22 protein-coding genes are annotated in these 23,186 nt (G+C 66.3%); 13 read left to right on the top strand and 9 right to left on the bottom strand.

Going from position 1 to position 23,186, the window contains the following annotated elements; translation table 11 throughout:
• The first annotated feature begins 10 nt into the window (after positions 1 to 10).
• Positions 11 to 670, top strand: a complete 660-nt coding sequence (locus HNE04_RS15175) for a hemerythrin domain-containing protein (protein WP_172220600.1) — start codon at positions 11 to 13, stop codon at positions 668 to 670.
• Here HNE04_RS15175 and HNE04_RS15170 read toward each other — a convergent pair.
• Both HNE04_RS15170 and HNE04_RS15165 read right to left on the bottom strand, forming a co-directional pair.
• A complete protein-coding gene (locus HNE04_RS15170) occupies positions 622 to 1,782 on the bottom strand; it encodes an NnrS family protein (RefSeq protein ID WP_172220598.1) in 1,161 nt (386 codons plus the stop codon). The genes HNE04_RS15175 and HNE04_RS15170 overlap by 49 nt on opposite strands.
• Before the next feature lie 29 nt (positions 1,783 to 1,811).
• Positions 1,812 to 2,147, bottom strand: coding sequence for a cupin domain-containing protein (locus HNE04_RS15165; protein WP_172220595.1), 336 nt, complete (start codon positions 2,145 to 2,147; stop codon positions 1,812 to 1,814).
• Between the two features lie 201 nt (positions 2,148 to 2,348).
• On the opposite strand from HNE04_RS15165, the gene nirK reads away from it, so the two are divergent.
• Positions 2,349 to 3,491, top strand: a complete 1,143-nt coding sequence (nirK, locus tag HNE04_RS15160) for a copper-containing nitrite reductase (RefSeq protein ID WP_172220592.1) — start codon at positions 2,349 to 2,351, stop codon at positions 3,489 to 3,491.
• 175 nt (positions 3,492 to 3,666) lie between these two features.
• Positions 3,667 to 4,347, top strand: coding sequence for a sulfite exporter TauE/SafE family protein (locus HNE04_RS15155; RefSeq protein WP_172220589.1), 681 nt, complete (start codon positions 3,667 to 3,669; stop codon positions 4,345 to 4,347).
• A 15-nt stretch (positions 4,348 to 4,362) separates the two neighbouring features.
• Here the strand turns inward: HNE04_RS15155 and HNE04_RS15150 are convergent, their stop codons facing one another.
• Positions 4,363 to 4,980, bottom strand: coding sequence for a TetR family transcriptional regulator (locus tag HNE04_RS15150; protein ID WP_172220586.1), 618 nt, complete (start codon positions 4,978 to 4,980; stop codon positions 4,363 to 4,365).
• Positions 4,981 to 5,115: 135 nt separating this feature from the next.
• On the opposite strand from HNE04_RS15150, the gene HNE04_RS15145 reads away from it, so the two are divergent.
• The 4 genes from HNE04_RS15145 (at position 5,116) to HNE04_RS15130 (ending at position 11,536) form a co-directional block, all read left to right on the top strand.
• A complete protein-coding gene (locus tag HNE04_RS15145; protein ID WP_172221212.1) occupies positions 5,116 to 6,312 on the top strand; it encodes an efflux RND transporter periplasmic adaptor subunit in 1,197 nt (398 codons plus the stop codon).
• Between the two features lie 10 nt (positions 6,313 to 6,322).
• Positions 6,323 to 9,493: an efflux RND transporter permease subunit gene (locus HNE04_RS15140; RefSeq protein WP_172220583.1), complete on the top strand. Its 3,171-nt coding sequence runs from the start codon at positions 6,323 to 6,325 to the stop codon at positions 9,491 to 9,493.
• Positions 9,490 to 10,878 carry an efflux transporter outer membrane subunit gene (locus HNE04_RS15135; protein ID WP_172220580.1) on the top strand — a complete coding sequence of 463 codons (1,389 nt, stop codon included), beginning with the start codon at positions 9,490 to 9,492 and terminating at the stop codon, positions 10,876 to 10,878. The genes HNE04_RS15140 and HNE04_RS15135 overlap by 4 nt, the downstream gene beginning before the upstream one ends.
• Before the next feature lie 85 nt (positions 10,879 to 10,963).
• The gene (locus HNE04_RS15130) at positions 10,964 to 11,536 is read left to right on the top strand and encodes an NADPH-dependent FMN reductase (RefSeq protein WP_172220577.1); all 573 of its coding nucleotides are present in this window, start codon (positions 10,964 to 10,966) and stop codon (positions 11,534 to 11,536) included.
• A gap of 7 nt (positions 11,537 to 11,543) precedes the next feature.
• On the opposite strand, the gene HNE04_RS15125 is transcribed toward HNE04_RS15130, so the two are convergent.
• The 3 genes from HNE04_RS15125 to HNE04_RS15115 are packed head-to-tail and all read right to left on the bottom strand — an operon-like array spanning position 11,544 to position 13,378.
• Entirely contained in the window at positions 11,544 to 11,888 is a 345-nt protein-coding gene (locus HNE04_RS15125) for a RidA family protein (protein ID WP_172220574.1), read from the bottom strand.
• A 44-nt stretch (positions 11,889 to 11,932) separates the two neighbouring features.
• The gene (locus tag HNE04_RS15120; RefSeq protein WP_172220571.1) at positions 11,933 to 12,631 is read right to left on the bottom strand and encodes a GntR family transcriptional regulator; all 699 of its coding nucleotides are present in this window, start codon (positions 12,629 to 12,631) and stop codon (positions 11,933 to 11,935) included.
• 3 nt (positions 12,632 to 12,634) lie between these two features.
• On the bottom strand, positions 12,635 to 13,378 hold the full coding sequence (locus tag HNE04_RS15115; RefSeq protein WP_172220568.1) for a maleate cis-trans isomerase family protein: 744 nt from the start codon (positions 13,376 to 13,378) through the stop codon (positions 12,635 to 12,637).
• A 150-nt stretch (positions 13,379 to 13,528) separates the two neighbouring features.
• Between HNE04_RS15115 and HNE04_RS15110 the strand changes: the two genes are divergently transcribed.
• From HNE04_RS15110 to HNE04_RS15095, 4 genes are read left to right on the top strand one after another with little or no spacing between them, the layout of a single operon-like run.
• On the top strand, positions 13,529 to 14,092 hold the full coding sequence (locus tag HNE04_RS15110; protein WP_172220566.1) for a TRAP transporter small permease subunit: 564 nt from the start codon (positions 13,529 to 13,531) through the stop codon (positions 14,090 to 14,092).
• Entirely contained in the window at positions 14,092 to 15,387 is a 1,296-nt protein-coding gene (locus HNE04_RS15105) for a TRAP transporter large permease (RefSeq protein WP_172220563.1), read from the top strand. The genes HNE04_RS15110 and HNE04_RS15105 overlap by 1 nt, the downstream gene beginning before the upstream one ends.
• 37 nt (positions 15,388 to 15,424) lie before the next feature.
• Positions 15,425 to 16,483, top strand: coding sequence for a TRAP transporter substrate-binding protein (locus tag HNE04_RS15100; RefSeq protein WP_207717584.1), 1,059 nt, complete (start codon positions 15,425 to 15,427; stop codon positions 16,481 to 16,483).
• 7 nt (positions 16,484 to 16,490) lie between these two features.
• Positions 16,491 to 17,390, top strand: coding sequence for a DMT family transporter (locus HNE04_RS15095; RefSeq protein WP_235965043.1), 900 nt, complete (start codon positions 16,491 to 16,493; stop codon positions 17,388 to 17,390).
• Between the two features lie 6 nt (positions 17,391 to 17,396).
• Here HNE04_RS15095 and HNE04_RS15090 read toward each other — a convergent pair whose 3' ends face one another.
• Positions 17,397 to 18,818, bottom strand: coding sequence for an MmgE/PrpD family protein (locus HNE04_RS15090; protein ID WP_172220560.1), 1,422 nt, complete (start codon positions 18,816 to 18,818; stop codon positions 17,397 to 17,399).
• A gap of 5 nt (positions 18,819 to 18,823) precedes the next feature.
• A complete protein-coding gene (locus HNE04_RS15085) occupies positions 18,824 to 19,618 on the bottom strand; it encodes an enoyl-CoA hydratase/isomerase family protein (RefSeq protein ID WP_172220557.1) in 795 nt (264 codons plus the stop codon).
• A gap of 85 nt (positions 19,619 to 19,703) precedes the next feature.
• Between HNE04_RS15085 and HNE04_RS15080 the strand changes: the two genes are divergently transcribed.
• A complete protein-coding gene (locus HNE04_RS15080; protein WP_172220554.1) occupies positions 19,704 to 20,594 on the top strand; it encodes a polysaccharide deacetylase family protein in 891 nt (296 codons plus the stop codon).
• Complete coding sequence (locus HNE04_RS15075; RefSeq protein ID WP_172220551.1) at positions 20,581 to 21,858, top strand: acetyl-CoA hydrolase/transferase family protein; 1,278 nt, start codon at positions 20,581 to 20,583, stop codon at positions 21,856 to 21,858. The genes HNE04_RS15080 and HNE04_RS15075 overlap by 14 nt, the downstream gene beginning before the upstream one ends.
• Positions 21,859 to 21,882: 24 nt before the next feature.
• Here HNE04_RS15075 and HNE04_RS15070 read toward each other — a convergent pair whose 3' ends face one another.
• The gene (locus tag HNE04_RS15070; protein WP_172220548.1) at positions 21,883 to 23,184 is read right to left on the bottom strand and encodes an amidase; all 1,302 of its coding nucleotides are present in this window, start codon (positions 23,182 to 23,184) and stop codon (positions 21,883 to 21,885) included.
• Positions 23,185 to 23,186 lie beyond the last annotated feature (2 nt).

The following is a 23,186-nucleotide window of genomic DNA, read 5'->3' as shown; positions in this document are numbered from 1 at the left end:
GGAGACAGACATGGCCTCATCCACATCCCAGGTTATTCGCGATCAGCACGCTTCGATCGCCGCTGTGCTGCACTCCGTTTCAATGATGGTCGACCACGGCCCGGGTGACGAACCCGAGCGGTTCTTCGATGTGCTGCGCGCAATGCTCTTCTATATCGATGAGTTTCCCGAGCGCCAGCACCACCCCCGGGAATCGGACTTGCTGTTCCCCAAACTGCTGCGCGTCGCTCCCGAGCTCATGCCGGTGATTGAAGGCCTGGAAGCCGACCACATGAAGGGCGAGGGAAAGGTGCGCGCGTTGCAGCACCTGCTGCTGGCCTGGGAACTGCTGGGCGAGTCGCGCCGCCTTGCCTTCGAGCAGGCGGCCCGGGAGTATGTGCGCTTCTACCTGGATCACATGCGCTGCGAGGAAACCGAGCTGTTGCCGACCGCACAGCGGCTCCTGACGGCGGCCGACTGGGTGGAGCTGGATGCTGCTTTTCTCTGCGCACCGGACCCGCTCGGTCCTGGCGCGCGCGATCCGAGCTTCGACCGTCTCTTCGCGCGCATTGTGCTGACCGCACCTGCACCGATCGGTGTGGGGCGCAGCTTCCATGCGATGGACGCTTCGCAAAGCGCCCCTCAGCCGGGGTTCCCGTCCAGCCGCGGGCGCGTCAGCACCGGCCAGTAACGCACCGCGTAAAGCCCGAAGCCGGCGGACCACAACGCGGCCGAGCACAGCACGGCATCGAGAGCCCAGGCCGGTGCCGCCAGCGGGACGAAGACGCGGACGAAGGCTGCGAGCGCTATGAGCACGAAGCCGGCTACATCCCACCGGTCCGCCCGCAAGGGCCGCCCGGTGTGGCCGCGCGCGGTGCGCACCATCATGCCTATGATCAGGCCGCCCGCCGCGCCCACGGTGAGCGCATGGACCGCGATCGACGGCGCGATCCATTGCGCCGCGGACATCGCCCGCAACGCCAGGTGCACCGGAATCCACAAGTACGCCAGATGCAGTACCCAGACCAGGGGCGCGCGCCAGGACTTCCAGGGCTGCCAAAGGGCCCAGCGGATCAGGTGCGCTGCCGCGCCGGCGGCAGCCAGCAGGGCCAGTGGCGACCCTTGCAGTTGCAGCGCATCGATCGCCAGCAGGAGCAGGATCGCGGCCAGCGCCGCCTTCTCGACCAGGGGATGGCGGGTGGCGGCCGCGCCGGGCACGCCGTTGTTGGTGAACATCGGGATCACGCGGCCGCCCATCACGGCCATCATGAACAACAAGGCATCCAGCCCAATCTGTATGCCGATCCATTCAGGGATCGCCAGCACGGCAAGCCTGTCCAGGTGTATCGCCATGACGGCGACCGACATCAGCAGCAGCAGGGCGACAAAGAAATAGTTGCGGCGGCTGCCCGCGGAAAAGAAGGGGACGGCCAATGCAATGGCGGCGGCGGCGGGGAAGGCGGTGTTGGCCAATGCGGCCGCCCAGGCGAAAGGCGTCAGGACCAGCACCCGTCCCGCCACCCACAGCAGGGCCAGAGCCGCCAGTGGCCATCCCGTCGGAGTGGGACGGTTCGACCAGTTGCGGCCTGCCGTGAACAGGAAGCCCACCACCACGGCCAGCGCGAAGCCGAACAGCATTTCGTGCGCGTGCCACAGCGGTCCCTCCAGGTAGGGGCGGCCCAGCCATCCTGAGAACTGCAGCGCCCACAGGCCGATGGACAGCGCGGCAAAGATGCTGGCCAGCAGGTAGAACGGACGAAAGCCCATCTGCCACAGCGGGTGGCGAGCCGATATGACCTTCATCGAGCCACCACCGCGCGGCCAATGGTGGATCAACAAGGGGACTTGAGCGCGATGGTCAGAAGCAGCGACGCGTCCTGCAGGGCCCGCAGCCCGTGCACTTCCTCTCCCGCCGCATGGATGAGCTGGCCGGCGCCAAGTTCCACCTCGCCGGCATTGCAGGTGAAGGCGACGCGTCCCTCGATGCATTGCAGCGTGATCTCTCCGGCGACCGCGTGCTCGGGCATCTCCTGGCCCGTGGGCAGGACCAGGCGGATCACCTCCAGGTCGGCGGACTTGAAGAGCGCGTGCGATCGCGTGGCGGCAAGCGCCGCGCCGAGAGGCTTGACGTCGACGACCTCGCCCGGCGCGGTATGTGGAATGGCCATGTTTCGACTCCTGTTTACGCTGCACTCTACGCCAAGCCGCTTGCGGCCGAGGTAACAACCAGCGCCCACTTGCGATGGATCAAGGCGGGACCCATTGGCACCTATCACCGCCCGGGATTTCTTCCTACATTGAGTTAACGGCCCACAAGGCTGTTGGCCCCGCGGAGGCTCCACCCGCGCTGATGTGAAAGAAAGCTCAAAATGTTCGACCGTGTGATCACCCCCATCTCCTTCGCGATCGTGGCATTGCTTTCCGGCGGGCCTTTGTTGATCGGCTCCCTGGGTGCCACCGCTGTAATGGCCGCTGCATCGGCAGCCACCAAACCTGCCCCACCTGCGACGACCGCCGTCATGGGCGCGGCGGCGGCGCCGGCCCCGAAAGCCGAAGCGATCGCCCCGGCCGCCCCGAATGCAGTGAGCATCGCGCTCGATCCCACCCAGGTCCCCAAGGCCCTGGGCAACCGGGTGCCGCGGATCGTGAAATACAGCATCGAGACCGTGGAGCTCGATGGCAAGCTTGACGATGGCACGACATTCACCTACTGGACTTTCGACAAGAAGGTGCCCGGCCCCATGCTGCGGGTCAAGAAAGGCGACACGGTCGAGCTGACGCTGACCAACGCCAAGAGCAGCAAGATGATCCACTCGATCGACCTGCACGCCGTGACCGGCGGGCATGGGGGCGGCGAACACACGCAGGTGGGGCCCGGCCAGTCGAAGACCGTGGTCTTCAAGGCGCTCAATCCCGGTCTGTACGTCTATCACTGCGCAACCGCATCGGTGCCGCACCATATCTCGGCCGGCATGTACGGGATGATCCTGGTCGAGCCGCCGCAAGGCCTGCCGAAAGTGGACAGGGAGTTCTACGTGATGCAGGGCGACCTCTACACGTCTCATCCCAAGGGGACCAAGGGGCACCAGGCGTTCAACCATGACCGGGCGGACGACGAGCTTCCCACTTATTACACGTTCAACGGATCGGTGGGCGCCCTGACGCAGGAGCACAAGGTGACAGCCAAGGTGGGCGAAACCGTGCGCGTGTATTTCGGCGTCGGCGGTCCGAACAAGATCTCTTCGTTCCACGTGATCGGCGAGATCTTCGACAAGGTCTACAGCGAAGGTTCTCTCACGGCCGTCAAGCAGGATGTGCAGACCACCTTGGTGCCCCCAGGCGGCGCAACGATCGTGGACTTCAAGGTGAACTACCCCGGCAAGTACCTGCTGGTCGACCATGCCCTGTCGCGCGCCGGCAAAGGCCTTGCAGCCGGGCTGGAAGTCACCGGCCCGGCCGATGCGTCCATCTACAACCCCAAGGACAAGCAAGGGCACGACAGCGCGCATTGATTGATCCAAATCAAGCGGCGGCGCCACTGGAAGCGGCACAGTCAAACCTTACCAACCCAGGCCCGCGATGACTGCAGTTTCAGCCGAATTGACGCCCCGTTTCGTGTTCGACCGCTACCCGCAGACGGACCGCAACCGCACGAAGTTCTCGCGCATCATCTGACCGGGTACTGGGATGTCGACCACGCTGGCCACCGCCGCACTGCTGATGGGCCTGGCCGGCGGGCCCCATTGCGTGGCAATGTGCGGCGCCGCCTGTGGTGCGGTGGTGCGGCTGGGGCCGCGTCCAACCTCGCGTTCACCCTGGCTATTCCACGCCGGGCGCGTCGCGGGCTATTCGGTGGCCGGCGCCGCCGCCGCGCAAGCGGTTCAAAGCTTCGCCTGGCTGGCCGGGCAGACCGCTGCACTGCGCCCCGTATGGACACTCTTTCATCTCGCGGTCCTGGCATGGGGGCTCATGTTGCTGGTGATGGCGCGCCAGCCCGTATGGGTCAGTAGCGCAGGACGCAGCGTGTGGATGCGGATACGGCCTTGGGCGGGCGCACGCGGCGGCGTCTTCACCGCGGGAGCGCTGTGGGCCTTCATGCCATGCGGGCTGCTGTATTCCGCGTTGCTGGTCGCTTCGCTCAGCGGCGGGCCGCTGGACGGCGCCTTGTCCATGGCCTTGTTTGCCGCGGGTAGCGCCGTATCACTTGCGCTCGCACCCAAGTTGCTCGACCGGCTGCGTCACGCAGGCAACCGCTTGCGACAGGACTTCGGCACCCGCGCTTCCGGCTTCCTGCTCATCGTGGCCGCGGGGTGGGCGTTGTGGGCCGACCTCGCGCATCGCGTTGCGGTCTGGTGCGGACTGGCTTGAGGCGGGTCTACCGAGTCAGCGCTCCCCGAGCCCCAGCCCCGCCAGATAGCTGTCCACCGCCTGCCGGCCGGTGCGGGGCAGGTTGAACGCGCCGGGGTCGAGCAGCCAGTTCTGGATGAGCCCGTCCACCAGCGCGTGAAGGCCTCGCGCCGCCGCTTCCGCGGGCATCGGCAGCGAAACGCCGCGTTCGCGGGCGGCCCGCTGCAGGACCTGCTTCACGCCGGCCACACATTCGCCGCGCACGTCCAGGTGGCGCTGGCGCACCGAGCTGAGGCTGTCCACGTATTCGACCTTGTGGGTCGCCACCTCGAACACGCGCCGGGTTTGCGGGTCGTTGGCCGTCTTGTCCAGCGCCGCCATGATGGCCACCCTCAGCGAGGCCAGCGGATCCGCGTGACCGGTCGCGTCGTAGAGGGCATGCTCCAGCGGCAGGCTGACGCGCTCGATCATCGCGTTGAACAGGTCGGCCTTGTCCTTGAAGTGCCAGTAGATGGCGCCCCTCGACGTTCCCGCCTTCGCCGCGATGTCGCTGAGCGTGGTGGCCGATACCCCCTGGGCCTGGAACACGTGCTCGGCCGCATCCAGCAGACTGTTGCGGGTTGCGAGAGCGTCTTCCTTGGTGCGGCGGGCCATGGCTCGAGTATACATACATGAATGTATGTATACTGCACCACTTTCCGGCTCTTTCGTTTCCGGCCACTTCCCGGACCTCCCCGGACCTTTCCGGACCTTTCCCGCAAGGTATTTCCCATGCAGTTTGCATCCCGCATGCCCCAACTCTCCCGCTGGCCGCGTCTTGGCGCCACGATGTTGCTTGTTTTGCTCGCAGCATGCGGGCAGGGCGCCAGCCAGCCCGCATCGCCTGCAGCAGCCAGCCCGCCACCGGCAGAGGTGGGCGTGGTCACGGTGACGCTGGGGGAGGTCGGCCTCTTCAATGAACTGCCGGGCCGGCTGGAAGCCTCGCGCGTGGCGCAGGTGCGGGCCCGCGCCGCGGGCATCGTGCAGCAGCGGCTGTTCCGCGAAGGCTCGGACGTGCGCGCCGGCCAGCCGTTGTTTCGCATCGACGCTGCCCCGTATCAAGCGGCCGCGGCGAGCGCGCAAGCGACGCTGGCCCGGGCGCAGGCCAACCTGGGCCAGGCCACGGCCCTGGCCGAGCGCTACAAGCCGCTGGTCGAAGCCAACGCCATCAGCAAGCAGGAGTATTCCAATGCCGTCGCGGCACAGAAGCAGGCGGAGGCCGAGGTGGCGGCCGGCCGCGCGGCGGTGCAGACCGCACAGATCAATCTGAACTACGCATCGGTGGTCGCGCCGATCTCGGGCCGCATCGGCCGCGCGCTGGTGACCGAGGGTGCGCTGGTGGGGCAGGGCGAGGCGACGCCGCTGGCCGTGATCCAGCAGGTCAATCCCATGTACGTGAACTTCACCCAGCCTGCCAACGAGGTGCTCAAGCTGCGCCGCGCTTTCGAGCAGGGGCAGCTCAAGCAGGCTGCCGGCGCGCAAGGCGCTCTGGTGCGCGTCGTGCTGGAAGACGGCAGCGAGCATCCGCAGCCCGGTCGCCTGCTTTTCTCCGACCTGTCGGTCGACCCCACGAGCGGCCAACTGACGCTGCGCGCCGAGGTACCCAATCCCACCGGTAGCTTGCTGCCCGGGCTGTATGTGCGAGTCCGCCTGGAACAGGCCAAGGCCGGTGGCGCCGTGCTGTTGCCGCAGCAAGCCGTAACGCGCACCGCGCAGGGTGACACCGTCATGGTGGTCTCGCCCCAGGGCCAGGTGAGCAGCCGCAAGGTGAAGGTCGGCGGCGAACAGGTCGGCCAGTGGGTGGTGGTGGACGGCCTGAAGGCCGGCGAGCAGGTGATGGTCGATGGCTTCCAGAAGCTGCGGCCCAACGCGACGGTCAAGCCCGTACCCTGGAACGGGGGCCGACCGGCTGCGCCGGCCGTGGCCGCATCGGCCGCCAAGCCCTGAGGTCCGCACCATGGCCAGATTCTTCATCGACCGACCCATCTTCGCGTGGGTGATCGCGCTGTTCATCGTCGTGCTGGGCGGCGTCGCCATCACCCAGTTGCCGATCGCCCAGTACCCGCCGGTGGCACCGCCCTCCATCGTCGTTTCCGCCGTCTATCCGGGCGCCTCGGCCAGCACGCTGGAAGAGAGCGTGATCAGTGTGATCGAGCAGGAGATGAACGGCTCGCCCGGCCTGATCTACATGGAGTCGGTCAGCCAGGCCAATGGCAGCGGCCAGATCACCCTGAGCTTCCAGCCGGGCACCAACCCCGATCTGGCACAGGTGGATGTGCAAAACCGATTGGCGCGCGCCTCGCCGCGTCTGCCCGCCGCGGTGACGCAGCAGGGAGTGCGGGTGGACAAGGCGCGCTCGAACTTCCTGCTCTTCACCATCCTGTCCTCGGACGACCCGGCCTTCACGCCGGTCGCGCTGGGCGACTACGCCTCTCGCTCCGTCGTGCCCGAGATCCAGCGCCTGCCCGGAGTCGGCCAGGCCCAGTTGTTCGGCACCGAGCAGGCCATGCGCGTGTGGATAGACCCGGCCAGGCTGGTCAGCTTCGGCGTGTCCGCGGCCGAGGTCAATGCCGCGATCCGGGCGCAGAACGCCCAGGTGTCGGCCGGTTCTATCGGCGACCTGCCCAATATCTCCGGGCAGGGGATCGCCGCCACCGTGGTGGTCAATGGGCAGCTGAATTCGGTCGAGCAATTCGGCAACGTGGTCCTGCGCGCCAACACCGACGGCTCCACCGTGCGGCTGAAGGACGTGGCCCGGATCGAGCTAGGCGCGCAGAACTACGCCACCTCGGCCCGCCTGAACGGCAAGCCCTCGACGGGTATCGGCGTGCAGCTCTCGCCCACCGGCAACGCGCTGGCCACGGCCGATGCGGTGCGCAATCGCATGACCGAGCTGGCCAAGTTCTTCCCGCCGGGCGTGAAGTGGGAAATCCCGTACGACAGCTCGCGCTTCGTCAAGATTTCCATCTCGCAGGTGGTGGTGACGCTGCTGGAAGCGGTGGCGCTGGTGTTCCTGGTGATGTACCTGTTCCTGCAGAACTGGCGCTACACCATCATTCCCACGCTTGTCGTGCCCATCGCGCTGCTCGGCACTTTCGGCGCCTTGCTGGCGCTGGGCTTTTCGATCAACGTGTTGACCATGTTCGGCATGGTGCTGGTGATCGGCATCGTGGTGGACGACGCCATCGTGGTGGTGGAGAACGTCGAGCGCATCATGAGCGAAGAGGGCCTGCCGCCGCGCGACGCCACGCGCAAGGCGATGGGCCAGATCTCGGGCGCCATCATCGGCGTCACGGTGGTGCTGATCTCGGTGTTCGTGCCGCTGGCCTTCTTCGCCGGCTCCACCGGCAACATCTATCGCCAGTTCTCGGCGGTGATGGTGGCCTCGATCGGGCTGTCGGCGTTCATGGCGCTGTCGCTCACGCCGGCGCTGTGCGCCACGCTGCTCAAGCCGGTGGAGGCCGGCCATCATCACGAGAAGCGAGGCTTCTTCGGCTGGTTCAACCGGGGCTTCTCGCGCACGGCCAAGGGCTACGAAAGCGTGGTCGCGCGCATCCTGCGGCGCGCGGGACGCTACCTGATCATCTACGCCGCCATCATCGCCGTGGTGGCGCTGGTCTACACCCGGCTGCCGACATCCTTCCTGCCGGCGGAAGACCAGGGCAACATGCTGGTCAACGTGCAGCTGCCGCCGGGCGCGACCCAGGAGCGCACCCGCGCGGTGATGGAACAGGTCGAGGCCTACATCCTCAAGCAGCCCGAGGTGCAGAGCATGGTCGGCGTGCTGGGCTTCAGTTTCTCGGGCCAGGGACAGAACGCCGCGCTGGCCTTCGTGACGCTCAAGGACTGGCACGAGCGGCCGGAGGCCAGCCAGTCGGCGCAGGCGCTGGCCGGTCGCGCGTTCGGAGCGCTGTCGGGCATTCGCGATGCCTTCATCTTCCCCTTGAGCCCGCCGCCGATCCCCGAGCTGGGCGTGGCCTCGGGCTTCACGTTCCGCCTGCAGGACCGCGGCGGCGCCGGCCACGACAAGCTGGTCGCCGCGCGCAACCAGTTGCTGGGCTTGGCGGCGCAGAGCAAGATCCTGACGCAGGTGCGGCCGGACGGACTGGAAGACGCGCCGCAGCTGCAGATCGACATCGACCGTGACAAGGCCAATGCGCTGGGCGTGCCGTTCGAGTCGATCAATTCGGCCCTGTCCACCGCCTTGGGCTCGAGCTACATCAACGACTTCCCGAACCGCGGGCGGTTGCAGCGGGTAGTGGTCCAGGCCGACGCGCCGGCCCGCATGCAGCCCGACGACCTGCTGCGCCTGAACGCCACCAACAACCAGGGCAAGACCGTGCCGCTGTCGGCATTCGCGACCACCCGCTGGGTGGAGGGCGCGATGCAGACCGTGCGCTACAACGGCTACCCCGCCATGCGCATCTCGGGCGCTCCGGCGCCGGGCTACAGCACCGGCGCCGCGATGGCCGAAATGGAGCGATTGGCCGCGCAGCTGCCCCAGGGCTTCGGCTACGAGTGGACCGGCCAGTCGCGCGAGGAGAAGCTCGCCGGCGCGCAGGCCATCATCCTGTACGGCTTCGCCATCCTGGCCGTGTTCCTGTGCCTGGCCGCGCTGTACGAAAGCTGGTCGATCCCGCTCGCGGTCATCCTGGTGGTGCCGCTGGGGGTGCTCGGCGTGCTGCTGGCCACCTTGCTGCGCAGCTACGCCAATGACGTGTACTTCCAGGTGGGGCTGATCACCATCATCGGCCTGTCGGCCAAGAACGCCATCCTGATCATCGAGTTCGCCAAGGACCTGCAGGCGCAGGGTAAGGGCGTGATCGAATCGGCCTTGGCTGCGGCTCACCTGCGGTTCCGGCCGATCGTGATGACTTCCATGGCCTTTGGCCTGGGCGTGCTGCCACTGGCCCTCGCTTCGGGCGCGGGCTCGGCCAGCCAGCGCGCCATCGGCACAGCGGTGCTGGGCGGCATGCTGACCGGCACCGGCCTGGCCGTGTTCTTCGTGCCGATCTTCTTCGTCGTCGTGCGCGGTTACTTCAAGGGCAGCGAACGGCAGCGGCGCATGTACACGCATGAGCTGGACAGAGAGCTGCCGGCGGGCGCAACCGCGGGAGACCAGATATGAATTTGAAAACGAATCCGCGGCTGCTGGCGCTGGCGGCTGCGGCCCTGTTGGCCGGCTGCTCGATGATGCCGGTGTACGAGCGGCCGCAGGCCCCGGTGCCTGCCGGTTGGGACGATGCCTCCGCCACCGAAGGCGCGCCCGCCGCTGTATTGGATTGGCAGCAGTTTTTTGCAAACGACAACCTGCGCGGGCTGATCGCGACGGCGCTGCGTAACAACCGTGATCTGCGTGTTGCCGTGCTCAACATCGAGCAGGCCAGGGCGCAGTACGACATCCGCAACGCCGATCGTTTTCCCTCGGTGTCCGGCGCCGTGAGTGGCTCGCGCGCGCCCGCCAGCGGCGGCGGCACGGCGAGCACGTACACCGCCGGCCTGCTGGTCTCTGCCTGGGAGATCGACTTCTTCGGCCGCATCGCGAGCCTGAGCGAAGCGGCCGTGGCCCAGTATCTGGCCACGGAGGAGGGACGTAAGGCCGCGCAGATGTCGCTGGTGGCCTCGGTCGCCAACAGCTGGCTGAACCTGGTGGCCGACGAGGAACTGCTGGCGCTGACCCGGCAGACGCTGGCCACGCGCGAGGAGTCGCTGCGCCTGACCCGGCTGCGTTTCGACAGCGGCGTTTCCTCCGAGCTGGATTTCCAGCAGGCGCAGTCGCTCACCGAATCCGCGCGCGTCGCGCTCACCCAGCAGCAACGGCAGCGCGCCCTGGACTTCAACACCTTGCGCCTGTTGCTGGGCGAGGCGCCGCCGGCGGATGCTTCCGGCAAGGCGGCGCTGGCAACGCTGACTCTGCCGGACGTGCCAGCCGGGCTGCCTTCGGATGTGCTGGTGCGCCGCCCCGACGTGCGCCAGGCCGAGCAACTGTTGGTGGCGGCCAACGCCAACATCGGTGCGGCGCGCGCGGCCTTTTTCCCGCGCATCACGCTGACGGCAGGCATCGGCACCGCCAGCAACGAGCTCTCGGGCCTGTTCAAGGGCGGCTCCTGGGGGCTGACGGTGGCGCCGCAGCTGCTGCAGCCGATCTTCGACGCCGGCCGCAACCGGGCCGGTCTGCGATCGGCCAACGTTTCCCGCGACATCGCGGTGGCCCAGTACGAGAAGGCGATCCAGTCGGCCTTCCGCGAAGTATCGGATGCGCTCGCCGGACGAGCCACTCTGGCTGACCAGCTTACCGCGCAGAACAACGTGGCGCAGGCCGAGGCCGTGCGGCTGCGGTTGTCGACGCTGCGTTACGAAAGCGGCGTGAGCAGCTTTCTGGAATTGCTCGATGCGCAGCGCTCGCTGTTCGCGGCGCGGCAAGCGCAGATCCAGACCCGGCTGCAATTGCTGCAAAACCAGGTGCTGCTGTACCGCGCGCTGGGCGGCGGCTGGAGCGAGCCATCGATGTAAGAAGGCCGCTAATCTGTAATCTGGTTGCGAAGGCGCGGCGGCTCGCGCCTATGCTGCTTGGGCTTTTTGCACCCAAGGAGTCTTCATGTCCAAGTACAAGGTCGGCTATCTGGTCGGCAGCCTCGCCACTGCTTCCATCAACCGCCAGCTCGCCAAGGCGTTGATCCGCCTGGCCCCGGCGGAACTGACGTTCACCGAGATCCCGATCAAGGATCTCCCGTTGTACAGCTATGACTACGACGCCGATTTTCCGGCCCCGGCGCGTGCGTTCAAGCAAGCCCTCTCCGAGGTCGATGCCGTGCTGTTCGTGACGCCGGAGTACAACCGCTCAATCCCCGGCGGGCTCAAGAACGCGATCGACTGGGCCAGCCGCCCGTACGGGAAAAACTCCTTCGCCCGCAAGCCGTCGGCCGTGATCGGCACCTCGCCCGGCGCGATCGGCACCGCGGTGGCGCAACAGAGCCTGCGCAGCGTGCTGAGTTTTTGCAACTCGCCGCAGATGAACTCGCCGGAGGCCTACATCCAGTTCAAGCCCGGGCTGATCACGCCGGAGGGCGAGGTCACCAACGAGGAAACCGAGACGTTCCTGCGCAACTACATGGCCGAGCTGCATGCTTTCATCGTGCGGGTGCTGACGGTGCTGCCGCGCGGGAGTTGATCCGCCTTCAGATTGCCGCGGTGACCACGATTTCCAGCTTCCACTCGGGCTTGGCCAGGTGTGCCTGGACCGTGGCCCTTGGCGGCGTTTGACCCGCAGCGACCCAGGCGTCCCAGACTTCATTCATGGCCGCGAAATCAGCCAGGTCGGCCAGGAAGATTTGTGCCAGCAGGATCTTCGTCTTGTCGGAGCCCGCACGGGCCAGCAGCGCGTCGATGGCGCCCAGCACTTGGCGGGTTTGCCCGCGAATGTCCTGGCCGCTGTCATCGGCAATCTGGCCGGCCAGGTAAACCGTTCCGTTGTGCACGGCCATTTCGGACATTCGTGCACCCACATCGAATCGCTGAACCATTTGAGCTTTCCCTTCCAAGGTGAATCGACGTCAGCATAGCCAGATTAGAGGCCTTGGTGATCACCGGTGCCGGCAGCATCGGAAGCGCCCTGGCTGAGCAGGACGAACTTGGCCGAACGAATGTGGCAGCCCATCACCATGCGGGCCCATTCCCGGTCGCGGGCCGACAGGGCGTCGAGCAGTTCCCGATGATGATGAAAGCTCCTGGCCAGCTGCCCTTGGTCGTAGAGGCGGAACGTTTTCTGGACAATCGGCACCTCGATGCAGTTGGCCAATTGCGTGACCAGCCGCGTGTTGCGGCTGGCATCACCCAGCAGGCGATGGAATTTGCGGTTGAGGGCACTGATGCGCGCCAGGTTCGCTTCCGTCATGTCGCAGCCCTGCGCTTCGATCTCCTTCTGCAGGGCCCTGAGCTGTTTCAGCTGCCCGGCGTCGATGTGCACCGCAGCTTCGGCGGCGACTTCGCTTTCCAGCAGCAGGCGCAGGTCGAATATCTCCCGGACCTCGTCGCTCGTCCAGGCCTTCACGAAGGTTCCGCTGTTGGGCTTGAAGTACAGGAATCCGTCGGCCACCAGCTGGCGCATCGCTTCGCGCACCGGCGTGCGCGAGGTGCCCAGTTCGCCCGCCAGCTGCTCCTCGGTCAGGCGCATTCCCGACGCGTACGCGCCGCTCATCACCATTTCCTTGATGTGGGCGCAGGCCTGGGCGGCGGTCGACGATGGTTTTTCTATGGTTTTCGCCATGGGTCAGTGTTTCTCGAGTAAAGAGCCGAACCCCGCTATCTTGTCTTGGATTCCCGCGGACCGCAGCGCCTGCCAGTAGATCGCCGTGTTGATCGCGATCACCGGCTTGCCCAGCCACAGTTCCGCGCTCGCGGCCAGCCGTGCCATCGCAAGGTTGGTCCCCACCTGCACCAGGGCGTCGACGTCGTCGCCGTCCAATGCTTTCAGTTGTGCGGCCATCTCGGCTTCGCCGACATGGGCGATGCGGACCGGGCTTTCGCACTTCAGGCCGTGGATCCGTTTCACCTGGTAGCCGCAGTCCTCGAAAAAGCGCACCACGTTGCGGTCGCCGACCGGCTGGTACGGCGTCAGCACGGCGATGCTTTTCGCGCCATAGAGGTCGAGAGCCGCACCGGACGCCTCGGACCCGACCGTCACTGGCAGGCCGGTGCGTTCCATCAAGTGCCTCTTGAGCTTGCGGCTGGCTTCCAGGCCACCCCAGAAGACCTCCGCCGAGATGCCCAGCACCAGCTGGTCCGGCTCGCACGACATCACCGAATCGACTGCTTCGTCCTGCGCGGCAGCGATGAGCTCGATCAGGCGGTCGAAATCGGCGTCGTTGTTCAGCGGGATGTTGGGAATGCGGATGCGGCTGATGTGGTTGGTGACACCTGGCGGTCGCATGCCGTCGAATTCGGGCTGCACGCTGGTGTTGGTGGACGGTATCAATACGGCGAGCTTGCGCCGCCAGCCCAGTGAATCGGTCATGCGATTTCCCTCGAGGAAAAAATGCTTGCGGATCAAAAGTTGTCCGGTTAACATTGTATACGTTCATCTCGAGAACGCAATCCTTTCGCATACCGCTGCAGCGGAAAAGAGGTTCCTTCCATGGCCAGGTTGATCGCGATGTGTACCGGTATGTCCCAGCTTTTCGCCTGGGCCGGCGGTGCGGTTTTGCTGTGCAGCGCAGGGCTGATCTCCCTGGACGTCGTATTCCGGGCGCTGTTCAAGACCACGGTATTCGAGAGTTTCGAGCTGTCGACCTACGCCTTTGCCATCGCCACGGCTTTTGGGCTTGCCTTCGCCCTGTCGTCCCGAGCGCACATCCGCATCGAGGTTGTATACAACCTGCTGCCGTTGCGGTGGCGAGCCTGGCTGGACGTCTTTTCATACACCTTGCTTTCCGTCGCTGCCTGCGTGTTGCTCTACTGGTGCGCCGTGACGGTTTTCGCGAATGCGCAAGCTGGCGCGCGCTCCAATTCCGCACTGAGCGTGCCCATGGTCATCCCCCAGGGGTTGTGGCTGGCGGGCCTGGCATGGTTCGCCATCGTGGCCATTGTCTATTCCGCAGCAGGCTTGTGGACGCTCTTGAAGGGTGATGCCCAGGCTGCCAACACGCTGCTCGGTGTGCCATCGCTGCAAGAGGAGATCGAAGCGAACGCCCCCGATCTGCCCACCATTCTGACCGAGAAGGTCGTCTGATGCTGAGCTTTTCCCTCTTCGGCCTGCTCGCGCTTGCGGCCAGCAGCCTTTTCGTGGCCGCAGTGCTGGGATTGCTGGCCGGCGGGCTGGCAAGCTTCTATTCCACGCTACCCTTGATCCGGGGGCTGGGCGAGATCGCCTGGACTTCGAGCGCGGATTTCGTTCTGGTGGCGATCCCCATGTTCATCCTGATGGGTGAACTGCTGCTGCGCTCGGGCGTGACCGACGCCATGTACACGGCGCTGGACCGCTGGGTGGGGCACATTCCAGGCGGGCTGATGCACACCAACGTCGCGGCGTCCGCGCTGTTCGCGGCCACTTCGGGTTCGAGCATCGCCACGGCAGCCACCATCGGCACCGTGTCCATTCCCAACATGAACCGGTTTGGCTACAACCCGGCGCTGTTCCTGGGAACCATCGCGGCAGGCGGCACGCTGGGCATCCTGATCCCGCCCAGCATCAACATGGTTATCTACGGCGCGCTGTCGGAAACGGCCGTGTCCGATCTTTACCTCGCAGCCTTGATCCCGGGCGTGCTGATGGCCGTCCTTTTTTCAGCCTATGTCCTGGGTGCATGCATCGTCCGGCCGGACCTGGCTCCGCGCACCGCGCCGACGCCGTGGCGGGAACGCTTTGCGGCCCTCGTCCATCTGCTGCCGCCCATCATGCTGTTTCTGCTGGTGGTCGGGTCGATCTATGCCGGGCTTGCCACCCCCACCGAAGCGTCGGCCCTGGGTGTGATGGGTTCGCTGGCGCTGGTGCTCAGCCGCGGGCGCCTGTCGGTGGAATTGCTGCTGCGCTCGTTCGAGGGCACGGTGCGCACCACCGCGATGGTGATGCTGATCGTCACGGCCGCCTTCTTCCTGAACTTCGTGCTTTCGACCATCGGCATCACCGACATGGCCGTGAAACTGGTGTCGAATCTCACCTGGCATCCCATTGCCGTCCTGGCCGCGATCGTCGTGTTTTACCTGGTGCTTGGCTGCTTCGTGGAAACACTCACGCTCATGATCGCCACCACCCCGGTAATCGTGCCCATCATCAAGCAACTGGGCTTCAGCCCGGTGTGGTTCGGCGTGGTCTTCGTCATCCTGATCGAAGCGGCCCTGATCACTCCGCCCATCGGCATGAACCTGTTCGTCGTCCAGTCGATTCGCAAGAACGGACCCTTTCGCGACGTCGTCGTGGGCTCGCTCCCCTTCGTCGCCGCCATGCTGGTGATGATCGTGCTGTTGACGGTCTTTCCCTACATGGCGCTATGGCTGCCTTCCGTCTTCGCCGCCAGCCACGGCTGACGTCTCTCTTTTTTAAATCGTTACCTGGAGCCCCAGCATGAAACCCAATCTCGCGGCAGCTTTCATCACATCCGCCCTCGCAATTGCGCTGTCCGGCCCGGCCCACGCCCAGGGCGAACCCAAGGTCAGCCTGCAGGTGGTGGGCAACCTCGGCATCACCACCCAATCCAGGGAACTGGAGCAGCCGTTCTGGACCAAGGACATCCCCGCGGCCACCGGCGGTTCGGTGGTGGCGAGCATCAAACCCTGGAACGAAATGGGCCTCAAGGGCAATGAAGTGTTCAAGATGCTCTCGCAAGGCGTCTTCGATGTGGGCACCAGCCAACTGGGTTTCGTGGCCGGCGACGCCCCGATCAACGACGCGACCGACCTGGCGGGTGTCTCCGAGTCGCTCGAAGTCTTTCGCGACGTGACCGAGAAATTCCGTCCCACGCTGGAGAAATACTACGAGAGCCAACTCAAGGTGAAGGTGATGGGCATGTTCTCGTACCAGGCCCAGGTGCTCTACTGCCGCAACGAACTCAAGGGCCTGGCCGATTTGAAGGGTCGCAAGGTACGAACCTCCGGGGCTTCGCAAGCGGACTTCGTGAGCTATTTCGGAGCTTCGGGCATCAACATGGCGTTCGGCGAAGTGCAGCAGGCATTGCAGAACGGCGTGATCGACTGCGCGATCACGGGCACGCTGGGTGGCTACAAGGCCAAATGGTATGAAGGCGCGAAGTACCTGTATCCGCTGCCGATCAACTGGGGCGCCGGCTTGTCCGCCATGAACATGAACAGCTGGCGCAAGCTTTCGCCGGCGCAGCAGAAGATCCTGCAGGCCGAGTACGCCCGTCTCGAAAAAGCGGTGTTCGAGCAGAACAAGCGCGAGCACGGCATCGGCCTGGCCTGCAACACCGGAACGGGCGCCTGTCCCGAGGGCCCGCCCGCCAAGATGGTGTTGCTTCCGATCTCCCCGATGGACGCCCAACTGCGCCGCGAGGCTCTGGTACGCCAGGTGTTGCCGCGTTGGGCCGCGCGCTGCGGCGCCGAATGCGTGAAGTCCTGGAACGCAACAGTTGGCAAGACGGTCGATCTGGTCGCCAAGGCCAATTGATCCCCAGTTGACGCCAACCGCGACGCCGGGAGGGCACTCCTGGCGGATCAACGCGATGCTGCTGGCGATCATGGTGGCATGGGCGCTGAACATCACGGCCGTCAAGGCGCTGACCTCGGTGCTCGACGAGATCTGGGTCGCCACCTTGCGCATGGTCGTCGCCTCGGCCGTCCTGACCGTTTGCCTGCTGGCGCGGGACCGGCGGCTTCCGCGCTTCGATCGCAGGCAGCTCGCCGCCCTCGGCTTCGCCGGCTTTCTGATGGTGTATGCCAACCAGCTCCTGTTCTCGCGCGGCATGCACCTGTCAACGGCCACGAGCGCGGCACTGATCATGGCGCTCTCGCCGTCGATCTCGGTCGCGGCGGCCGCCGTCCTGTTTCGCGAGCGCATTCCCGCGTTGCGGGTGCTGGGCATCTTCCTGGGTTTCGCCGGCGTGGCCCTCGTGATCTTCAACCGGCGCGATGCGTCCGAGGTTGCGGCCGGGCTGGGGGAGGTCGTGCTGCTGATGGGCCTGATCACTTTCGTCTTCGGCGGCGCCCTGGTGCAACGGCTCGCCAAAAGGCTCGATTCGCTCGTCATCGGCTGGGCCATCTACGTGGGCGGCACCGCGATGCTGGTGGTGCACGCGCTAGCCACCCAGGACGTCCGCGCGCTGCCGCCCGAGTTGCTGGACGGCCGCACCTTGCTGCTCGTGCTGTACTCGGGCGTGCTGGGCACGGCCGTGAGCAACGTGGCTTGGTACCAGGCCATCGCCACCGTCGGGATGGCAAAGGCGGCGCTCTTCTTCTACTGGCTGCCGATCTTCGGCATCGCCTTCGCCGCGGCGTTCCTGGGCGAAGCACTCTCCGTCTGGCACATCGTCGCCCTGGCCGCGGTGATCATCGGTACGCGCCTGGGAACGCGTTGAACCCCGTCAGGCGGATACGCGCAGAAAAGCCAGGAGCGGCGCGCAATCGGTTGCCTCGGGGAGCCTGGCAACCCAGCCGATCATCGACTCGATCGCTTCCTCATCCTCGCGCGATCTGTCGCGCGTGAGGTGCAGGCAGCGCCTGAATTTGTCTTCGCGTTCCTGCTGGGACAGGGGCAGGAGCGGGTGGCCCCAGGCATAGGGAATGTCGCGTTCCACGACACGGCCGTCGGCCAGTTCCAGTGTGATGTGCTGCGGATAGAAAGCATTGGGATTCGGATGCGCGACTTCTTCCACGCGCACCTTGCGCGCGAGTGCCTCGATGGCCGCACTGCCCAGGCGCTCGGACACGAAGCTGGACGGATCCACGTTGCCGTGCAGCAGCTCGCTCGCGGCCACGAAAGGCACGCAGAGCCGCGCGTAGTTGGGCGGAGGGTTGCTGATCATGGGGCGCCCGACGAGGCGCATGCCCAGGGGCGGCATCCGCACCGTGATGGAGCGGACCGCTTCGCCGACCGTGTCGCGAGCGAGCTGCAGTTCGGCCTGCAGCACGCGCAGGGCATGAATGGCGCCATGCGTGACCCGGCCGCTCGGAAAGGGCTTGTGCGAAAGCTGGGTCACCTTCCAGGGAGCGCCGAGTTGGGCCAGCGCTTCGGGCAATGCGCTCTCGCTTTCGAAGTTGCGATAAAAGCCGAAGCGGCCTTCCAGCACCTGGACCGGCGCGGTGATGCCCACGGCCGCCATGTCATAGGCCTGCACGGCGTTGCGCGCGGCAAAACCCATTTGCATCGCCAGCATCATCGAGCCTTCCTCGTGGGCCTGCATCGGGCCGCACATCTGGGAGTAGCCGATGCCGAAGGCGTAGCGCAGCTGGTCTCGCGGCAGGGGCGACAGGCAGGCCAGTGCCGCGAGCGCCGAGAACACGCCGGTGGTCGCCGGCCGGAAGAAGAACATGGCGCTGCGGCTGGCCAGCGCCAGCGTGCAGGAAACCTCCAGGCCCACGATGAAGGCCCTGAGCAGTTCCTTGCCGGTGGGCGCCTTGCCGGCGGCGGCGAGCTGCTCCGCGCGCGCCATCAGGGCGGCGAACAGGGGCGGCGTCGGCAGGATGACGCCCGGTTCGTACACGCAGTCGTATTCCAATGCGTGGCACTGGTAGCCGTTGAGCAGGGCGGCCACAGGGGTGGTGGTGCGCAGCGAGGTGTTCCAGACCGACGCACAAGCAGCATCGCCGCCGCCCCAGTTTCGCGCGGCCTCCAGCATGTCGGCCATCTTGGGTGCGAGCTTGCCGGCGCAGGCGACGCCGACCGTGTCGAGAAAGAAAATCTTGCCCGCCTCGATCGCGCCGGCGGGCAGGTCCTCATAGCGCACGTCCAGGATCAGGTCGAGGAAGCGCTCGATGGCGTCGGGGTACACGGGCGTTGCGGTCATCGCGGTCAATCCTTGGGGCTACGGTGAGAGGGGAAAGACGCCTTCCGCTTCTGCAGGAAGGCATCGCGGCCCTCATGGAAGTCGGCGCCGGAGAAGAGTGCCGTGAATTCGGATTCGGCCTCGCGCAGGGCTGCGGGATCTCGCGACTCGACAGCGGCGAGCGCACGCTTGAGCGCAAGGTTCGCGCTGAGTGAATTGGCGCAGATGGAGGCCACCAGTTGAGCCGCGGCCTCCTCGAATTCCCCGATGGAGAAAATCTCGTTGACGAGCCCGGCGACCAGGCCCCTTTCGGCGCTCCAGACCTGCCCGGCGAACAGCAGCTCGCTGGCCTGGGCGCGGCCACAGGCACGAACCAGCCGCGCGACATCATCGGGGTGGTAGGACAGGCCGAGCCTGGCGGGCGTGACGGCGAAACGGGCGCGCGGGCTGGCGAGCCGTACGTCGCAGGCCACGGCCAGCGCCACCCCGCCGCCGACACAGGGGCCGTCGATGAGGGCGAGGGTGGGCACCGGGCAAGCGGCCAGCGCGTTGACGGCCGCCTGGATCTCGGCGTTGGCGCGCAGCGATTCGGCCGGGTCCGAAAAAGTGGCTTCGAACTCGCTGATGTCCGCGCCCGCGGCAAAACAGCCCGGCGCAGCGCTCTGCACCGTCAGGGCGCGGGTGCCTTCATGCGCCAGCGCTTGCGCCACCAGGGCGGGCACCGCCTGCCACATCGCGCGCGAGATGGCGTTCTTGCGCTGCGGGTTGTCGATGTAGAGGCGGGCCACAGCACCGTCCTGCCGCAAAGAAATGGATGTCATGGATGTTCGCCCTTGCGTAGGGCGCGCTTGAAATACGCGCCGGAGTCCATCATAATATGTCCGTACAACTTGCCGCAAGCCAATCATGAAATTCCAGAAGTCATCCAAGGCCTGGCCCTGGCCCAACAACGCGAACCTTGCGCTGTCGATCGTCGTCAACGTGGAGGAGGGGGCCGAGGCCAGCATCCTGGATGGCGACAAGTACCCCGAGCCGGTGGATGAGATGGGGATCGCCCTGAAGCGTCCCATACGTAACTTCGGCAACGAGTCCAATTACCAGTACGGGATTAAGCGGGGCGCGCCCAGGGTGATGCGGCTGCTCGAGGCGCATGGGATCCAGGCCACCTTCACGGCTTGCGCGCTGGCCCTGGAGCGGGCACCCGAATTCACGCGGGAGATCGTGCGCCAGGGCCACGAAGTCACCTCGCATGGCTACCGCTGGGCCCATCAGTTCAATATGAACGAGGACGAGGAACGGGCCTACATCCGCAAGGCAGTGGCGTCCATCGAGCAGAGCACTGGGCGCAAGCCTGTGGGCTGGCTGTCGCGCTACCTCACCACGCCCAACACCCGCCGGTTGCTGATCGAGGAGGGATTCCTGTACCACATGGATGACCTCAGCGACGACGAACCGTTCTGGGACCAGCACGAGGGCCGGCCGATCGTGGTGCTGCCCTACCAGGTCGACAACAACGACATGAAGATGTGGTCGGAGCCGTCGTACACGCCGGACCAGTGGCTCAAGTACGCCATCGACAACTTCGAGTGGACGCTGCGGGAGGGCGAGCACGAAATCAACATGATGTCGATCGGCCTGCACCTGCGGATCATCGGGCGCCCGGGCCGGATCGGCGCGCTGGAGAAATTCCTGGCGCACGTGAAAAAGCGCAGCCTGGAGCCGGGCGGCCCCTGGATCGCCACGCGCCAGGCGATCGCCGAGCATTTCGCGCACCAGGTGCCGTTTGCAGCAGCCTGAGGTCCCCGCAGTGCCCATCGATTGGCGCGCCCTCGTCAGGGAAGGCGACCAGGTCGTCTGTTCGCACATGACGAGCGAGCCGGTGATGCTGTTGCACTCCCTGGCCGATGCGGGGCTGGATTTTCCCTTTGACGTGACATTGGGCGTGCCTTTCTCCCCGGCGGCGGCGGCCCTGCCCAGCCAGGTCGTTCTCACCACATTCGGTGGCATGGGCAGCGCGGGTTCGATGGCGCGCAACCGTACCGTGCGCATCAGCCTCACGCCGTACAGCCGCTGCGGGACTGCCTACGCCGAGAAAACCGAGCGCGCCGACGTCGTACTTCTCAGCCTGGCCCGTGACCCTGACGGAGAGCTGTGGTTGGGGGCTTCCCATGGCTATATCCTGGAAGCCGCGCGCAGCGCGCGCACGGTGGTCGCCGAGATCAACGCCCAGTCCCCTTGCATTCTCGGCGCGCCCTGGCCAGCCGACATCAAGATCCATGCGGTGATGGAAACCAGCTATCCCCTTGCCGATCTGCAGGAACGAGCGCCAGATGACATCGAGCGACAGCTGGCACGTAATGTGGCCGCCATAGTCGGCGAGGGCGCCTGCATCCAGGTTGGCATAGGAAGTACACCCTCGGCGATGCTCAACGCGTTGGCGGGTCACCGGCATCTTGGTTTGCACAGTGGAATGCTGAGCGACGGGGTGCTTCGCCTCATCCAGTCCGGCGCGCTCGACAACTCACGCAAGCCGGCGGGAAGCCACATGGCCGTGACCGGCTGCGTCTACGGCGGCGAGGCACTTTACCGCTTCTGCCATCTGAACCCCGCCGTTCAGCTGCGGGCGCCCGACTACACGCACAGTGCCGAAGTGATTGCCCAGCACGATGACTTCGTCGCTATCAACAGCGCCATCGAGGTAGACCTGATCGGCCAGGTGAACGCGGAGACGATCGCCACCCAGCAGGGCGCGATGCGCTACGTGGGGGGCGTCGGCGGCCTTAACGATTTCATTCGCGCAGCTCGCCATTCGACGCGGGGTCAGGCCATCGTGGCGCTGCCGTCGCGTACCGGCGGCACGCAGGGCCGGACGCGCATCGTGGCGCGGCTATCCGGGCCGGCGACCGTGGCCGCATCCGACGCGGATGTGGTGGTGACGGAACACGGCGTGGCGCGCCTGCGTGACGCTACGCTGGACGAGCGAGTGCGGCGGATGCTTGCGATCGCCGATCCCGTCGATCGAGAGGAGCTGGAGCGCCGTGCGCGCGAGATGCTGCCCTGAGCGGCCCGGGCGGCCCGCACGCCGTCAGCGCAGCGCGGTCTCGGCGCGAGTGGCCGCCTCGAGCAGTTCCAGATCCTGGCCGCGGCGGCCCACCAGTTGCAGGCCAATCGGCAATTCGCCGGCCGGCACCGGCAGCGGCAGGCTGATGGCGGGCGCACCGGACATGTTGGCCATCGCCGTCAGATCCGCCTGGTTATGCGGTACCGGGCCGGCCATGGGAAACGCCGTCTGAGGTGTCGTGGGCAGGAGCAGGCCATCGAAGGGTTCGATGGTCCGGGTGAGCCATTGGCCGGCGCTCACCACCGTCGCCAGGGCTCTCGCCAGGTCGGTCGCGCTGCGCGTGCCGGCGTAATCGATCATCGCGAGCAGGTCTGCCGGCATCTCGTCGCGCCTGTGCTCGAGCACGGTGGCGAGCGTGTTGCGCAAGCCGGCTTCACCGATCAGCAGACCCGCGCGCCGCGCCGGCGAAAACAGCTCGTGGGCGATGACCACCGGATGCAGCGTGAAGCCTTGCTCGCGCAGCCGCGCCAAGCCGGCCTCGAAAGCTGCACGCACCTCCGGGTCGACGCCGAGCTGGTCCAGATTGGCGGGCGCAGCGAACTCATACGCGTTCGATGCAACGCGGCCCGCCGTGCGATGCGCGCCAGCGCGAGGCACGGTCATGGCCTGAAAGGCGTGGACCACGTCCTCGACGCTGCGCGCGAGAATGCCGACATGGTCCAACAACTGCGATAAGGGCATGACGCCGTCGACCGGTAAGGCGTCGAACCCGGGTTTGAAGCCGACCACGCCGCAGTACGAGGCGGGCACCCGCACCGACCCCATGGTGTCGGTGCCCAGCGCTACGCCGCACAGGCCAGCGGCGACTGCCGCGGCGGATCCGCCGCTGGAGCCGCCGGGTGTGTGCGTGGTGCGTACCGGGTTGTAGCAGTTGCCGAAGTCGGCGTTGTGGTTGGTCGCGCCAAGCGCCACCGCATGCATGTTCAGCTTGCCCAGGCAGGCCAGCCCCGCTGCCTTGAGCCTCGCCACCACGCTTGCGTCGCGCTGCGCCGGTTGGGCGTGCAGGGCCCGCAAACCCGAATGCGACGGCAGTCCAGCGACGTCGATGTTGTCCTTGACGGCGAAGGCCGTGCCCGCAAGCGGCGATCCCGCGTCCGAGTGCGCGGGCTCCGGCGTCAGCACCTGAACGAATGCATTGATAAGGGGATTCAGCCGCGCAATCGCCGACAGCTGCTCGCGCAGCAGCTCGGACGGCAGCACCTTCTTCGTGGCCATCAGGCGAGCCTGGGTGGACGCACTCTCAAGCAGCAAGGGATCGACGGCCATGG

The organism is Caenimonas soli (assembly GCF_013155545.1).
GTDB classification, from domain to species: Bacteria; Pseudomonadota; Gammaproteobacteria; order Burkholderiales; family Burkholderiaceae_C; genus Ramlibacter; species Ramlibacter soli.
Note: the sequence above shows the minus strand (reverse complement) of the source record. Positions and strands in the feature narration are given on the sequence as shown.

Bases quoted from the DNA above. Each gene is read 5' to 3' on its own strand.
- HNE04_RS15070 (WP_172220548.1), bottom strand. From the start codon at position 23,184: ATGGCCGTCGATCCCTTGCTGCTTGAGAGTGCGTCCACCCAGGCTCGC.
- HNE04_RS15110 (WP_172220566.1), top strand. From the start codon at position 13,529: ATGTCCCAGCTTTTCGCCTGGGCCGGCGGTGCGGTTTTGCTGTGCAGC.
- HNE04_RS15115 (WP_172220568.1), bottom strand. From the start codon at position 13,378: ATGACCGATTCACTGGGCTGGCGGCGCAAGCTCGCCGTATTGATACCG.
- HNE04_RS15155 (WP_172220589.1), top strand. From the start codon at position 3,667: ATGTCGACCACGCTGGCCACCGCCGCACTGCTGATGGGCCTGGCCGGC.
- HNE04_RS15090 (WP_172220560.1), bottom strand. From the start codon at position 18,818: ATGACCGCAACGCCCGTGTACCCCGACGCCATCGAGCGCTTCCTCGAC.
- HNE04_RS15105 (WP_172220563.1), top strand. From the start codon at position 14,092: ATGCTGAGCTTTTCCCTCTTCGGCCTGCTCGCGCTTGCGGCCAGCAGC.
- HNE04_RS15130 (WP_172220577.1), top strand. From the start codon at position 10,964: ATGTCCAAGTACAAGGTCGGCTATCTGGTCGGCAGCCTCGCCACTGCT.
- HNE04_RS15120 (WP_172220571.1), bottom strand. From the start codon at position 12,631: ATGGCGAAAACCATAGAAAAACCATCGTCGACCGCCGCCCAGGCCTGC.
- HNE04_RS15100 (WP_207717584.1), top strand. From the start codon at position 15,425: ATGAAACCCAATCTCGCGGCAGCTTTCATCACATCCGCCCTCGCAATT.
- HNE04_RS15145 (WP_172221212.1), top strand. From the start codon at position 5,116: ATGCCCCAACTCTCCCGCTGGCCGCGTCTTGGCGCCACGATGTTGCTT.
- HNE04_RS15170 (WP_172220598.1), bottom strand. From the start codon at position 1,782: ATGAAGGTCATATCGGCTCGCCACCCGCTGTGGCAGATGGGCTTTCGT.
- HNE04_RS15175 (WP_172220600.1), top strand. From the start codon at position 11: ATGGCCTCATCCACATCCCAGGTTATTCGCGATCAGCACGCTTCGATC.
- HNE04_RS15125 (WP_172220574.1), bottom strand. From the start codon at position 11,888: ATGGTTCAGCGATTCGATGTGGGTGCACGAATGTCCGAAATGGCCGTG.
- HNE04_RS15165 (WP_172220595.1), bottom strand. From the start codon at position 2,147: ATGGCCATTCCACATACCGCGCCGGGCGAGGTCGTCGACGTCAAGCCT.
- HNE04_RS15135 (WP_172220580.1), top strand. From the start codon at position 9,490: ATGAATTTGAAAACGAATCCGCGGCTGCTGGCGCTGGCGGCTGCGGCC.
- HNE04_RS15085 (WP_172220557.1), bottom strand. From the start codon at position 19,618: ATGACATCCATTTCTTTGCGGCAGGACGGTGCTGTGGCCCGCCTCTAC.
- HNE04_RS15080 (WP_172220554.1), top strand. From the start codon at position 19,704: ATGAAATTCCAGAAGTCATCCAAGGCCTGGCCCTGGCCCAACAACGCG.
- HNE04_RS15150 (WP_172220586.1), bottom strand. From the start codon at position 4,980: ATGGCCCGCCGCACCAAGGAAGACGCTCTCGCAACCCGCAACAGTCTG.
- nirK (WP_172220592.1), top strand. From the start codon at position 2,349: ATGTTCGACCGTGTGATCACCCCCATCTCCTTCGCGATCGTGGCATTG.
- HNE04_RS15140 (WP_172220583.1), top strand. From the start codon at position 6,323: ATGGCCAGATTCTTCATCGACCGACCCATCTTCGCGTGGGTGATCGCG.